General features: G+C 70.9%; 12 protein-coding genes. 1 reads left to right on the top strand and 11 read right to left on the bottom strand.

Annotation, left to right across the window (positions count from 1 at the left end):
* Positions 1–42 precede the first annotated feature (42 nt).
* The 10 genes from VF557_01390 to mgrA form a co-directional block, all read right to left on the bottom strand.
* The gene (locus tag VF557_01390) at positions 43–753 is read right to left on the bottom strand and encodes a histidine phosphatase family protein (GenBank protein HEX8078842.1); all 711 of its coding nucleotides are present in this window, start codon (positions 751–753) and stop codon (positions 43–45) included.
* Entirely contained in the window at positions 753–1,562 is an 810-nt protein-coding gene (locus VF557_01385) for an MTAP family purine nucleoside phosphorylase (GenBank protein HEX8078841.1), read from the bottom strand. The genes VF557_01390 and VF557_01385 overlap by 1 nt, the downstream gene beginning before the upstream one ends.
* A 28-nt stretch (positions 1,563–1,590) precedes the next feature.
* The gene (locus tag VF557_01380) at positions 1,591–3,036 is read right to left on the bottom strand and encodes a hypothetical protein (protein ID HEX8078840.1); all 1,446 of its coding nucleotides are present in this window, start codon (positions 3,034–3,036) and stop codon (positions 1,591–1,593) included.
* Positions 3,024–3,980 (bottom strand): PfkB family carbohydrate kinase, encoded by a 957-nt coding sequence (locus tag VF557_01375; protein ID HEX8078839.1) that lies wholly within the window; start codon positions 3,978–3,980, stop codon positions 3,024–3,026. The genes VF557_01380 and VF557_01375 overlap by 13 nt, the downstream gene beginning before the upstream one ends.
* Complete coding sequence (locus VF557_01370; GenBank protein ID HEX8078838.1) at positions 3,977–4,411, bottom strand: RidA family protein; 435 nt, start codon at positions 4,409–4,411, stop codon at positions 3,977–3,979. The genes VF557_01375 and VF557_01370 overlap by 4 nt, the downstream gene beginning before the upstream one ends.
* Positions 4,408–5,160: an SDR family oxidoreductase gene (locus tag VF557_01365; protein ID HEX8078837.1), complete on the bottom strand. Its 753-nt coding sequence runs from the start codon at positions 5,158–5,160 to the stop codon at positions 4,408–4,410. Before VF557_01365 ends, VF557_01370 begins: the two co-directional genes overlap by 4 nt.
* Positions 5,157–5,807 carry a DJ-1/PfpI family protein gene (locus VF557_01360; protein ID HEX8078836.1) on the bottom strand — a complete coding sequence of 217 codons (651 nt, stop codon included), beginning with the start codon at positions 5,805–5,807 and terminating at the stop codon, positions 5,157–5,159. The genes VF557_01365 and VF557_01360 overlap by 4 nt, the downstream gene beginning before the upstream one ends.
* Positions 5,797–6,894, bottom strand: coding sequence for an inositol-3-phosphate synthase (locus VF557_01355; GenBank protein ID HEX8078835.1), 1,098 nt, complete (start codon positions 6,892–6,894; stop codon positions 5,797–5,799). Before VF557_01355 ends, VF557_01360 begins: the two co-directional genes overlap by 11 nt.
* A gap of 51 nt (positions 6,895–6,945) precedes the next feature.
* On the bottom strand, positions 6,946–7,971 hold the full coding sequence (locus VF557_01350) for a Gfo/Idh/MocA family oxidoreductase (protein HEX8078834.1): 1,026 nt from the start codon (positions 7,969–7,971) through the stop codon (positions 6,946–6,948).
* Positions 7,972–8,182: 211 nt separating this feature from the next.
* Complete coding sequence (gene mgrA / locus VF557_01345; protein ID HEX8078833.1) at positions 8,183–9,208, bottom strand: L-glyceraldehyde 3-phosphate reductase; 1,026 nt, start codon at positions 9,206–9,208, stop codon at positions 8,183–8,185.
* A gap of 59 nt (positions 9,209–9,267) precedes the next feature.
* Between mgrA and VF557_01340 the strand changes: the two genes are divergently transcribed.
* Positions 9,268–9,828, top strand: coding sequence for a hypothetical protein (locus VF557_01340; GenBank protein ID HEX8078832.1), 561 nt, complete (start codon positions 9,268–9,270; stop codon positions 9,826–9,828).
* A gap of 127 nt (positions 9,829–9,955) precedes the next feature.
* Here the strand turns inward: VF557_01340 and VF557_01335 are convergent, their stop codons facing one another.
* Positions 9,956–12,853, bottom strand: coding sequence for a fibronectin type III domain-containing protein (locus VF557_01335; GenBank protein ID HEX8078831.1), 2,898 nt, complete (start codon positions 12,851–12,853; stop codon positions 9,956–9,958).
* Positions 12,854–13,141 lie beyond the last annotated feature (288 nt).

Here is a 13,141-nt window from a genome sequence, read left to right as displayed (position 1 = left end):
CCGAAAATGGTGAACCGGCAAACATACCCCGTGCGGCGCCGATCAGGCGTTCTCGGTACTGCTGTCCATGGCATCGTCGGGCGCTGATCGCCACCGCTGCGGCAGGTGGTCGACATTGCCCAGTTCGATCAGCCGGGGCCGGCCGCTGTCGAAGCGGATTCGGGTGACCGAGCAGACCGGCACCGGCGCGATCTGGCGGTACTGCCGCGGCGGCAGCCCCAGGAAATGACAGATCAGCAACCGGACCGGGGCCTTGTGGGTCAGCAGCGCGACCTTGGCGCCGTCGAACCGGCCGTCCAGGGTCAGCGCCTCGGTAGCCGCCGCCACCGCCCTGGCCAGCACCGCCAGGCCCGTCTCACCCTCCGGTGGCGCGCACTGCGCCGGATCGCGGTACCAGCGCCGATAGGCCTGCTCGAAGCGGACCTGGTCCGGCCGGCGGCTTTCCCACTGTCCGAAGCTCAGTTCCCGCAGCCGCGGCTCCACCCGCGCGACCAGTCCGAACCTGGCGGCCAGCGCGGCGCTGGTCTGGACGCTGCGGCAGGACGGGCTGATGTAGAGCCGACTCGTGCCCTTCAACCCGTCGGCGTCCGATAGCGTGTCAGACATCAGTCGACCGACCGGGGACAGCGGTGGGTCGTGCTCGCCGCAGAAGAGACCGTTGACCGTGCAGCTGGTCTGGGCGTGCCGCAGCAGCACCAGCTCTCCCGACCAGCCCGCCATCGCCGGGCCGCGCTCCGGCAATGGCAGCCCCATCAGGTCCTCGCGCCGTCGAGGGCGTGCTGGCATCCGCAGTCGAACTCGGCCGGCAGCGTGTTGACGATTCGCTTGACCGCGTCGACAAATCGCCCGGAGTCGGCGGCGAAGGCCTGTAGCACCCTGGCGTGGCTGACCACCTCCTTGTCCGGCTCGGCGCCCACCACCTCGGTCAGCGCCACGTCGTAGTCGGTGACGTAGGACAGGTTCATGTAACAGAGCTCCTGCTCGCGGGCCAGCACCACCTCGGGGTACTGGGTCATGTTGAGCACGTGCCAGCCCTGGGACCGGAACCAGCGGCTTTCGGCCAGCGTGCCGAACCGCGGCCCCTGGGTGACGACCACCGTGGCGCTGTCGTGGAAACCGCCCTCGATCCCGTCCAACGCGTCCTTGGCCAGGCCGCGCATCCGCACACAGTAGGGGTAGGCCGAGCTGATGTGGGCGGCGGCGTTGCCCGAGAAGAAGGTGTCGATCCGGCCGCTGGTCCGGTCGATGAACTGGTCGACCAGCACCAGGTCGCCGCGGCGGTACTCGGCCTGCAGGCTGCCGACCGTGTTCAGCCCCAGGATCTGGCGCACCCCGAGTTCCTTGAACGCCCACAGGTTTGCCCGGTACGGGATCTCGTGCGGCAGGTACTCGTGGTCACGACCGTGCCGGGGAAGGAAGGCCACCGGTCGGCCGTCCAGGGACGACAGGCTGATCGGGGCGCTGGTCGGGCCGTACGGGGTCTGCCGGCTGACTTCCTCGACCGGCTCCAGGAACTTGTAGAAGCCGGTGCCGCCGATGATCGCAATGACTGGTTGATCCATGTCGCTCCTTGGTCGTGGGTGGTCAGGTTCAGGTGTCGCGGCCCGAGGCCGGCCGTAGCGCCCCCCGCAGCGCGGTGCGCAGCTCCGCCTCGGACAGCACCGGCCCGGAGAACTCGGCGTAGGCCCGCACCAGGTTCTCGGTGCTCGATCGCCGCACCGAGAGCCACTGCTGCTCGGGCAACGCCAGCCGGATGCCGTCCACCCGGTTCATCGAGGCGATCCGCAGGCCGAGCCCGGTAGTGGCCAGCAGCGCGACGGCCGTGGCGGCCAGGTCGAGCTCGCCGGCCGGGCAGCTGACCGCGGTCTCGAGGTAGTGCCGCCGGCCGTAGCGCCGGCGGAGCCGTTCCAGCGCCGCGTCCAGGCTCTGGCCGCTGTCGGCCAGCAGCCGGCCCAGCAACGCCACCACCACCGAGGGGTCCCGGTCGAAGCCGAACGGCGCGAAGGCCAGGTCACCGACGTTGCCGCCCGCCGCGCAGATCTGGCCGCCGGCGAGCAATTCGGCCATGTTCTTGAAGCCCACTCCGGTGACCAGCGCCTCGCCTCCGTGCTCGGCGGCGATCCGGCCGGGCAGGCTGGCGGTCGTCGAGGTCACCGCGATCCGCCGGCTGGGAAGCGCGGGACGGCTGCGGTAGAGCTGGTCCAACAACAGCGCGTAGAGCTCGCCGCAGCTCACCACCCCGCCGTCGGAGCCGAGCAGGAAGACCCGGTCGCCGTCGCCGTCGAGCACGATGCCGAAGTCGGCATGCTCGGCCCGCACCGCCGCGCTCAGCCGGCTCCGGGAGGCCGCCAGGGTCGGGTCCGGGATCAGCCCGCCGAAGTCCTGCTCGGCCTGGCATCCGATCGGGAGCACCGTCCAGCCGAGCAGTTCGGCCAGCCGCACCATGGCCGGCCCGGCAATCCCGTGCAGGCCGTCGACGACCACCCGCCAGGGCCGGCCGGGATCGCCGCCGACCCGGGCCAGCACTCGGCTGAGGTGGGCCTCGATCATCGGTTGCGGCGAGCCGGCAGCGGTGACCGGTCCGGGGTCCGCGGCGGGGGAGGCCGCAGCCTCGGCCGGCTGCTCGGACAACTCCAGGTACCGGCTCTCGATCTGGCGTTCCATGGCTGGCGAGATGCTGCCCGCGACCCCGGACTTGATCTTGAGCCCGTTCCAGCCGGCCGGGTTGTGGCTGGCGGTGACCAGGAACGCCAGCTCGAAGTCACCGGCGCAGACCGCGGCCGACGCCACCGGCGTGGGCACCCCGCTGAGCACCGTCGCGGCAGTCGCCAACCGGTCACCGACTGCCGCCTGCACCGCCGCCGCGACGGCCGGCCCGCCCCGGCGCCCGTCGTAGCTGATCAGGATCCGGCGCGGCTGACCGGTGGCCGACAGCACGTCCAGCACCGCCCCGGCGAGCAGGCCGGCGGCTGCCGGCGTGAAGCTGACGCCGATCTCGCCGCGCCAGCCGTCGGCGCTGGATCTCAGCCTGAGCATGCCGGCCACCGCGCCAGGTCCGCCAGCGTGCACAGCCGGCCCCGAGCGCCGACCGCGGTCACCGCGAGCGCGCCGCTGATGTTGCCGACCGCCAACCGGCGGGGCAGCGCCAGTCCGGCCAGCGCGGCCAGGACATAGCCGGCGGCGAAGGCGTCGCCGGCCCCGGTCGGGTCCACCATCGGCACGGCTTCACCGGGCGCGTGCGCCACCACGTCGGCACCGTGGCCGGCCGCGCCCTCGGCCCCCAGGGTCTGCACGACTTCGGTCCGGACGGCCCGATCCGGTGGCAACCCGGCCCGGACCGCCGGCCACTCGTTGCGGTTGACGAAGATCGACCGGCAGCGCGGCAGGTAGTGGCGGGCCGCGGGCTGGTGGGCGTAGATGCCGCCCGGGTTCCAGAAGATGTTGTCCCCGGCGGCGGATCCGGTGGTCGCCGAGAAGATCTCGGCCAGCGCCACCGGCGCCGGGTCGAAGAGCACCAGCGCGTCGTAGTCGGTGCTCAGCGCCTGCCGGACGTGCTCGCTCGACAGCTGGTCGTTCGCTCCGGGCAGCAGCAGCATGAAGTGCTGCTCGCCCAGCACCGGGATGATCACCCGACCGGTCGGGCTGCCGGGGATCCTGGCGATGGCGGCGACGTCGACGCCGTGCCCGCGCAGGTCCGAGATCAGCAGCTCGCCGGTGTCATCGGCTCCGACCGCGGCGAGCAGTGACACCTGCGCGCCGAGCGCCGCCAGCCCCGAGGCGCAGTTGCCGGCATGCCCGCCCGGCGCGGTGACCCGCTCGCGCACCAGCACCGCGCCCTCGTCGCCCGGATCATGGTCGGCGATCAGGATCTCGTCGTGGTTCAGCGAGCCGGCCACCAGGATGCGGTTGCCCCTGCCGGCCTGCCGCAAGGCCTCGACCTCGGCGTCGGCCAGCCGGAGACCGGTTGTCGGGCTGGTCACCGCGGCTCGTGGGCGAGGGTGACGCCGGCCGCGGCGATGCCGCCGATCTCGACCAGGCAGCCGTCCTCGACCAGTTCGGCGACGCCGAGAAAGGCGCTGGACGGTCCGGGCTCGCCGAGCCTGGCGTTGCGCACCGCTGACACCGCGGCGAAGTTGACACTGAGATCTCGGACGTAGATGGTCAGGCTCACCAGATCGCTCAGGCCGAGGCCGGCAGCGGCCAGCACGGCAGCCAACCGGTCGAAGACCACGTGCGCCTGGCCGCCGGCGTCGCCCGGATGCAGCATCTCCCCGCGCGCGTCGGTCGCCACCTGGCCGCTGAGAAAGACCAGGCTGCCGGCAGCCTGGCCCTGCAGCTCGATGCCCGGGCTGTACTTGCCGACCGGCTTGGAATGGCCTTCCGGCACAAGGGCGATCTTGGTCCAGGTCATGAGGAGACCTCCTGGTAGGGGCCGAAGGACGAGGTCAGGGCCGAGAGCTGCAGCTCGCGGACCTCGACCCCGGCCGGCAGCTCGAACAGCCAGCCGATCACCTCGGCGACGTCCTCGACCGACAGCGAGCCGGGCCGGCAGCCGGCGCCGGCGGACTCCAGGCTGCCCTGGAAGGAGGTGTCCACCCGGCTGGGTAGCAGCGCCGTGACCCGGACGCCGGCCTCGCGGGTCTCACGCCGCGCCACCTCCAGCAGCGCCGCCAAGCCCGCCTTGGACGCGGCGTAGGCGCCCCGGCCGGCGAACGGGTACTTCGCCGAGTCCGACAGGACTCCCACGATCAGGCCGCCCGGAACGCGTTGCAGCTCAGGCAGAAACTGCCTCAGGACCAGCATCGCGCCGCGCAGGTTGGTGGCCAGCGTCTGGTCCCAGACCGCGTCGTCGATCTCGGTGATCTGCTGCCAGATGCCCGAACCGGCATTGAGCACCAGCCCGGTCAGGGGCGAGCGCCACCGGATCGCGGCGTAGCCGGCCGCGACCTGCGCGGCGTCGGAGACGTCGACCGCGTCGATGCTGACCTCGGCGCCGAACTCCGCGGCTCGCTGCTGGGTCTGCCGCAGACCCTCGAGGGTCCGGGCCCACAGGACCAGGTCGAAGCCGGCGGCTGCCAGCCGCAGCGCGGCCTGGCCACCGATTCCCCTGCTGGCGCCGGTCACCAGAACCGTCGCGCGGCGCGCGCGCGGCGCCGTCACGACTGCGCTCCCGGGGCGGCGGAGCCGGTTTCGAGCGTGCGACCCTGGCAGAGCTCCATTCGGGACAGCAGCTCAGGCAGCAGCCCGGCGGCAAGGTCGGCCACCAGTTGCAGGGCCAGGTCCACCGACTTCACCGAGCTGCGGCGGTCACCGCCCACCGAGGTGAGGCCACCGTCGCGAATCAGGCCGGCGCCGGGCAGGCAGTTCGCCGTGCCGGCGAGTTGGGCGTGCTTGGCCGCGTGGATGGCCAGCGTGGTCGCGCCCGCGATACCGGCCACGGCGACCAGCAGCGCGCCCGAGCAGACGCTGTACACCGCGGCGCCATGCCGGTGTGCCGTGCGCAGGTAGTCCAGGTAGGACGCGCGGGTCAGCACCCGCTCGATGCCCCGGCCACCCGGCACCAGCACGGCCGCGGCCCGGTCGGGCCCTTCCAGGCCTGTTTGCGCCTGAAATCGCAGACCGCCGGCGGTGCGCAACTCGGGCTGCTCGGCGGCGATCGTGACGTTCAGCAGCGGTCCCGGCCCGGCCCGGGCGATCTCGGCGGCCTTGGACAGCACCGCGTAGGCGCCCATCAGGTCGAGGTCATCGACCTCGGGAAAGGCCAGGACCCTGACCTCCAGGACGGCAGGCTCCCGCTCAACTGGCATGTTCAATGCTCGGCTGCTCGGCTGCTACATGCAGGCCGGCGTCCAGGGTCCTCAGGCTCTGCGCCACCGCGGCCTCGGTGTAGGAGGGGTGGCCACCTGCCGGTGACTTCAGGATGCGGGCGGCCGCGGCCGGGAAGCCGCCCAGGCCGCGCCGCTTGGCGGCGGCCCCCATCCGGATCAGGTCGATGATGACCCCGGCGGCGTTGCTGGAGTCCTGCACCTTGAGCTTGAGATCCACCGAGATCGGCGTGCCGGCCCAGCCGACCGCCTCGATGTTGAGCATTCCGACCTTGTTGTCGTTGAGGTGCGAGACGAAGCCGGCAGACGGAATCACCTCCACCCTGCTGGTGTCCAGACCCTCCTGAGCCAGCGCGTTCAGCTTGGAGGCCCGCTTGCTCTCGCCGGCCGTCCGCAGGTTCTTGAAGTCCTCATTGCCACCGAGATTGAGCTGGTAGGAGCTCACCAGGGACAGGCCTCGGTCATTGAGCAGGCCCAGCAGCGCCCGGTGCACCACCGAGGTGCCGAGGTGGCTGGCGAGGTCGTCGCCGATCAACGGCACCCCGCGGCGCTCGAACGCCGCCAGGGTGGCCGGCACCCTGGCCACCGACTCAGGAGTGCAGTTGACGAACGCGGCGCCGGCCTCCAGGGCGGCCTGCGCGTAGGCGTCGGCGGCCCACTGCAGGCCGGTCGGCAGCGAGTACAGCAGCACGTCGGCACGGGTGTCACGCAACCGCCGCACGATCCGGTTGAACGCCGGGTCGAACGGGGCGCAGTCCTGCGCGGTGAGCCCCGGATCGACGACGAAGGGCGTTTCGGGAAGCGTCACGTCCAGCAGCGGGTAGTTGTTCGGAGGCGCCAGGACCGCTGAGGAGAACGGGGCCCCGACCTTGTCGGGATGAACGTCGAAGGCGGCGACGAAGTCGATGTCGGCGACGCTGAGGCCGCCGATCTCGGGGTGTTTGATGCCCGGCAGGTCGGCAGCCGGCACGCCGCGGGCGGTCAACTCCCGGTAGTACTGCGCGCCCTGGAACAGCGCTGAGATGTTGTTGCCGACCCCGCAGACGGCGAGGCGAAGTGGTTCGGGCATCTTCTGGCTCCTCTGGTGCGTGACGAGACTCTGGTGACCTACCGGCGTGCGCTAGCTGGGCAGGGCATGCTGCGTTCGCGCTGCCAGGGCAACGGCTTCAGCCAGTCGGGCCTGGGCCCACACGCCGTCCTCGAAGCCGGCCAACAGCCCGTCGGGATCCGGCCGACCGGCCATCGCCGCGAGCAGCGATGGATAGGGATCCAGCGAGGTCGGCCCGTACCGCGCGGTCTTGGAAGATCCGTCGCCGGCGTGCGCCGTCAACTCGGCCGAGGCGTCATCGGCCTGCAGGCGCAGCTGCAGCGTCCGCTCCGATCCCTGGATCTCGAACTCGATCGCGCGCACGCCGCAGACCAGCCGGGACAGCGACACGGTCGCCAGGCAGCCGGACTCCGGCTCGCGCAGCCAGACCTCGGCCAGGTCCTCGGTCCGGCCGGCGGCGGGTGCCAGTGCCCGGGTGTCGAGGTCCTGACGCACCGCGCTGGTGGAAGCCGCGACGCTCGACCAGTCGCGCGGGATCAGCCAGTGCAGCAAGTCGAAAAGGTGCACGCCCTGGTCGCCGAGCGTTCCGGCGCCCGCGCTGGCCGGCTGCTGCCGCCAGGAGTCCGGCAGGCCGCGATAGAAGTCGTGATAGAAGCTGGCGTGCACCCGATGCAACGCCCCGACGCCCTCGGCGAGCTGGTCGCGGATCTCGCGCACGGCCGGGTGGGTACGCCACTGGAAGTTGACCGCGCACCGTTGCGGCGCGCGGGCCGCTAGCGCCGCCAGCTCAGTCGCTGACTGCAGCGAGTTACTGAGCGGCTTGTCCGCGAAGACGAAGGCGCCGGCGTCGAGAGCGGCCTGCACCAGCACCTGCCGGGTGTCCGGCGGGGTGACGATCACCGCCAGCTCGATGCCGCGCCCACCCAGCGTCCCGAGCGCGTCCGCGCTTACGTTGCCGATGCCGTAACGATCGGCCAGCTCCACCGCGCGTTCTCGATTGTGCTGATAGCACAAGGTGTCCAGCTCGAATTCGGGATGCTGGGAGAGCCAGTCGAGGTGTTGGGCGCCGAAGCCGCAGCCGAGGACCGCTACCCGCATCGTGAGCCTCCTCTACAGTCGAGGGGGCCGCACGCCATCAGGGTACTTGTCCTAATCGCCCCAAACTACTGGTTCGGGCATAACATTCCATAGAATGCAGGTTTGAGCAAGCACACTGGCAGAGTTATGCGACCCGGCCTGATTGCAGAGAGTGATCAAACGAGGTGCGGCGCAGGATGAGCCGGCCGGGTCGGCGTGGGCCGGCCGATGCTCAGCTGGTTGCCACCGCGCGCCACAGGTCGATGTCACCCTCGACGGCATGCCGGTCGATCTCGGCCAGTTCCTCGGCGGTGAAGGACTGGTGCTCCAGAGCGGCGATGTTCTGCTCCAGCTGGCCTACCGAGGAGGCGCCGATCAGCACCGAGCTGACCCGCTCGTCCCGGGCGGCCCAAGCAAGCGCGAGCTGGGCAAGCGACTGGCCGCGCCGCGCCGCGATCTCGTTCAGCGCCCGGATGCGCTGCAGGTTCTGCTCGCTGAGCAGCTCCGTCGGCAGCGAGGTGTTGGCTGCCATCCGGGAGTCGGCCGGCACCCCGTTGAGATATTTGTCGGTCAGCATCCCTTGCGCCAGCGGGGAGAACACGATCACGCCGGCGCCCACCGCCGCGGTGGTGCCGAGCAGCTCGTCCTCGATCCAGCGGTTGAGCAGCGAGTAGGACGGCTGGTGCAGGAACAGCGGGGTGCCCAGCTCGCGCAAGATCCGAGCGGCCTCGGCGGTGCGCTGCGGGGAGTAGGAGGAGATGCCGGCGTAGAGCGCCTTGCCGGAGCGGACCGCGTGGTCCAGCGCTCCCATCGTCTCCTCAAGCGGGGTCTGCGGGTCGTTGCGGTGGTGGTAGAAGACATCGACGTAATCCACGCCCATCCGGGCCAGCGAGCGGTCCAGGCTGGCCAGCAGGTACTTGCGCGAGCCCAGGTCGCCGTAAGGCCCGGGCCACATGTCCCAGCCGGCCTTGGTCGAGAGGAACAGCTCGTCGCGATAAGGCAGGAAGTCCTGCTGGTAGATCTTGCCGAAGTTCGCCTCGGCCGCGCCGTAGGGCGGGCCGTAGTTGTTGGCCAGGTCGAAGTGGGTGACGCCCAGGTCGAAGGCCCGGCGCAGGATCGCCCGCTGGCCGTCCAAGGGCCGGTCGTCGCCGAAGTTGTGCCAGAGGCCGAGTGAGATCAGCGGCAGCTTGATGCCGCTGCGGCCGGCCCGGCGGTAGGTCATGCGCTCGTAACGGTCATCGGCAGCGAGATAGGTCATGCCATCCAGCATGGCACTCGGCCGGCCGGGCTCAGCTGTCGAGCACGACCGGATCGATGGTGAGCGGGCAGCCGCGCAAGGACAGCGGCGCGACGAACCTCTCGGTCCGGTTCGGCGGGATGATCTGCACCGAGTCGGACTTCTCGGCGTTACAGGTCGAGTCGCCGACCAGCTGGGCGGTGGCTGACTTCCCCGGCGCCAGTTGGACCCTGCTGATGGGCTTGCCGCTGCGGACCGCGGGCTTGCCCAGGGCGACGCCCGCCCTGATCAGCTGGACGCCGGGAAATCCGGTGAGCGAGCAGGTCCTGGCCGAGTTGTTGGTGAACTGCAGAAAGGCGTACTGGTGCCCGGCCGCCCCGGATGCCCGCAGCGCCGCCACCCCCAGCGTCGCGCTCGGGCAGCCGTTCGACCCGTCGATCGGACCGGGCGCCGATGAGCTGGCCGGCGCCCGGGTGGGGCTGCTCGACGCCGGCGGCGCCGAGGAAGGCGTGACGGTGGGCCGGACCGGAGTGGCCGACGCCGTCGCGCTCCACGTGGGCGAAGCCGTCGCCGTCGCCGACGCCGACGTCGACGTCGACGGGGTGCTGGCCGGTGACGCCGTCGTCGAGGCGGCCGGCTGATCGGCGGCCGTAGAAGCCGATGTGCAGGCGGTGGCCAGCGCCAGCGTGGTCACCAGCAGCAGCGTCAGCCGCCGGGTGCTCCAGCCGTGAGCTGCCGTGCCGGTGGATGCGGTGATGGTGACGGCTCCTAGTTGATGCGAAGGTCGGTGCCGTGTGGCATCTGGGCCTGCCTGGTGGCGGTCGTGGACGAGATCGCGCTCCACAGCCGGTTCCAGGCGTCGATGTTGCCGATGCTGTCACAGGTCCTGGCCTGATCGCAGGCGGTCACCTCGGTGAGCGGGCCGCCGAAGTAGATCCGCGGCTTGCCGGCCGCGGTGCCGGTGAGCGAGATGTTCTTCCACTGCAGCGGCATCGCGTAGTTGTAGATCTGCGGCAGGCTGATGGTCCGGCTCGGCGCCGCGCCGCCGCTGACCCATTGCATGTCAGCCTGCGTCCAGCCGTTGTTGCACCGGCCGCCCGTGGCGTAGGTGGAGCAGCCGTCGGCCGAGCCGTTGAAGACGTACTTGGCGCCGGTGGCGGCCAGGTAACCGGAGACCCAGGCGCGGCTCTCGCCCACCGTCGCCGAGAAGCCGGGCTCGATGTCGTTGGCGCCCGCGATGACCACGGCGGGGTGCCGGCTGGCGGCGTAGGCGGCGACCGGGTTGACGATGTTGCGCGCCCAGGACACGCCGGCCGAGTAGTTGACGTCGATGTCGTTGTTCGTGCCGATCGCCAGGGTCAGCGGAGCGGAGGGCCGTTGGGTGGTGGCGTAGCCGTCCAGGTAGGCCTTCATCGCGGTCACCACGGCGGGATAGCTGACGAACCGGGAGGTCGCCGAGAGCAGCGTGCCGTTGCGGTACTCGACCTGGCCGCCGATCTGCAGCAGCACCAGGTAGCTGTGCCCGGACGGGTTGCGGCTGGCGTCACCGGCGCCCATCTGGCGCATCAGGGCGATGTCGGTGGTGGCGTTGCCGGTCAGGTTGCGCACGTAGTGACTGGTCGAGATCGGGGCCGGGGTGACCTGCAGCGGGATCGAGGTCGGGGTGGCCTTGACCGTTGCCACCGAGCTTCGTCCCAGCTCGTTGACCGCCCGCACCGAGAAGGTGTACTGGACGCCGTTGGTCAGGCTGCCGATCGCTGCCGAGACGGCCGTTCCGGGCACCGTCACGATGCGACCGCCCGGCGTGACGGTGATCTGGTAGCTGGTCACCGGCGAGGTGACCGAGCGAGCCGCGGTCCACCTGAGGGTGACCAGCTTGCTGCCCGGCACCGCGCTCAGCTCGGTGGGCGCCGCCGGTGCGGAGGCGCCCGAGGTGCTGATCACCCTGCAGCCCTGGGTGACGTCCTTGCCCTCGCCGACGTTGATAGCCGCGACGCACACCGTGTGCTCGAACCCGTCGAGGGTCACGTTGGCGGAGTAGCCGTGGTACGCGCCGTAGCGGGGCCAGGCCTTGGTGGACCCGCTGGAGGCCAGGTTGGCGGTCAGCAGTTGCTTGCTCACGCCGTCGCTGGTGACCTGCACCTTGATCGGCGAGGCGGTGTCGGGGTCCAGGGCCCAGCCGGAGATCGCGATGGCGTTGGAGGTGCCGACCCGCGCGATGCTGGCGCCGGAGCCGACCGGGTCACTGGTGCGCGACACCGTGCGGCAGCCGAACCGGGTGTTGACGGTGCCCGCGCCGACGTTCATCCCGTACGCGCAGAGCTGGTGGGTGCCCGCCGATGCGGGGGTGAAGATCGCGAAGCCGTGGTTCTGGCCGTGCTTGGGGTAGCGCGCCAGCAGGTCCGGGCGCGGGGCCGCGGCCAGGCCGCTGGCGACGTACTTGCCGTCGAGGTAGATGCGGACCGCGATCGAGCCGGTGACGTCGGGGTCCAGCACGTAGCCGGTGGCCAGGAAGCCGCCCGGCTGCACCGGAGCGCTCTCCAGGGCGCCGACCGGGTTGTTGATCATTGTCACGGTGCGGCAGCCGAACCGGGTGTTGACGGTGCCCGCGCCGACGTTCATCCCGTACGCGCAGAGCTGGTGGACGCCGGCGGGTACCGGGGTGAAGATCGAGAAGCCGTGGTTCTGCCCGTTGGCGGGGTAACGCGTCAGCAGGTCCGGACGGGGGGCCGCGGCCGGGCCGCTGGCGACCCACTTGCCGTCGAGGTAGATGCGCACCGCGATCGAGCTGGTGACGTCGGGGTCCAGCGCGTAGCCGGTGGCCAGGAAGCCGCCCGGCTGTTGCGCGGCGCTCTCCAGGGCGCCGACCGGGTTGTTGATCATCGTGACGGTCCGGCAGCCGAGCCGGAGGTTGACGTTTCCGGCGCCGATGTTCATCGCGTAGGCGCAGATCTGATGGACGCCGGCGGTCATCGGGGCGAGGAAGGAGAAACCGTGGTTGGAACCGGCGGCCGCGTACTGCGCCGGCAGGCCGGTGCGGGGTGCGCTGGCGAGCCGGCCGGAGTGGTACTGCCCGTCGATGTAGGTGCGGATCAGGACGGCGGCGGTGGGGGCGTTCGGGTCGATCGCGTAGCCGCTGATGAGGAAGCCGCCCGGTCGCTGCGGGCTGACCTCGAGGACGCCGACCGGGTCGTTGCTGATCCGGACGGTGCGGCAGCCGAGCTCGGTGTTGGCTCCGCCGACGTGGTTGAGGGCGACCGCGCAGACCTCGTGCACGCCGGTCTTGCCGGGGTAGCTCACCGTGAAGCCGTGGTTCGGGCCGACCTTGGGCACCGAGACGCCGACGTCGGGCCGGGAGTCGCGGGCGATCACCGCCGTGGCGTACACGTCGTTGTCATAGATCTCCACCCGCAACGGGTCGACCGGGTCGTCGAGGTCGGCAGTCCAGCCCGAGATGGTGACCACCCCGTCGGACGGCCGGACCGACACCGAGTCCAGCACCCCGATCGGGTTGGCGCCGGTGACGGCGTTCGCGGTGACCGGGGTGAGCAGCGCCAGCACGGTGACCGCGACAGCGGTGACGGCGAGGAGCGGGCGGGCCGCCTTGCGGCTCGGTGCCTGCCGTCGGCTCAGCACGTGCGTGAGAGACGTTGCGCGGTTGAGCATATGTGGTCGTCCTGACTTCTCTGGTGGTCGCTGACCTGACCCCCGGTGTGCCTCACACAGCCTGCATGAGAAGCACTCTGGTCACTTTGGTAACATCTGTTACGTCGGCACCGTAACTGTCAGTAGTAGGACGATCGCTTTGCGTTCTGAAATCGTTACCTGTGCAACTGTGTCGCTGACCGGCCGGAAAGCCGCTATCGACTAGCCGTCCGACCGCTCACGTCAACTGCGATGTGCGGTGCGTCAGCTGAACCCATCGTCCGGCGGGCTGCTCGCGTGAGCGATTAG

The organism is Jatrophihabitans sp., assembly GCA_036389035.1.
Lineage (GTDB): Bacteria > Actinomycetota > Actinomycetes > Mycobacteriales > Jatrophihabitantaceae > Jatrophihabitans_A.
Note: the sequence above shows the minus strand (reverse complement) of the source record. Positions and strands in the feature narration are given on the sequence as shown.

Bases quoted from the DNA above. Each gene is read 5' to 3' on its own strand.
- VF557_01370 (HEX8078838.1), bottom strand. From the start codon at position 4,411: ATGACCTGGACCAAGATCGCCCTTGTGCCGGAAGGCCATTCCAAGCCG.
- VF557_01390 (HEX8078842.1), bottom strand. From the start codon at position 753: ATGGGGCTGCCATTGCCGGAGCGCGGCCCGGCGATGGCGGGCTGGTCG.
- mgrA (HEX8078833.1), bottom strand. From the start codon at position 9,208: ATGACCTATCTCGCTGCCGATGACCGTTACGAGCGCATGACCTACCGC.
- VF557_01385 (HEX8078841.1), bottom strand. From the start codon at position 1,562: ATGGATCAACCAGTCATTGCGATCATCGGCGGCACCGGCTTCTACAAG.
- VF557_01355 (HEX8078835.1), bottom strand. From the start codon at position 6,894: ATGCCCGAACCACTTCGCCTCGCCGTCTGCGGGGTCGGCAACAACATC.
- VF557_01335 (HEX8078831.1), bottom strand. From the start codon at position 12,853: ATGCTCAACCGCGCAACGTCTCTCACGCACGTGCTGAGCCGACGGCAG.
- VF557_01350 (HEX8078834.1), bottom strand. From the start codon at position 7,971: ATGCGGGTAGCGGTCCTCGGCTGCGGCTTCGGCGCCCAACACCTCGAC.
- VF557_01360 (HEX8078836.1), bottom strand. From the start codon at position 5,807: ATGCCAGTTGAGCGGGAGCCTGCCGTCCTGGAGGTCAGGGTCCTGGCC.
- VF557_01380 (HEX8078840.1), bottom strand. From the start codon at position 3,036: ATGCTCAGGCTGAGATCCAGCGCCGACGGCTGGCGCGGCGAGATCGGC.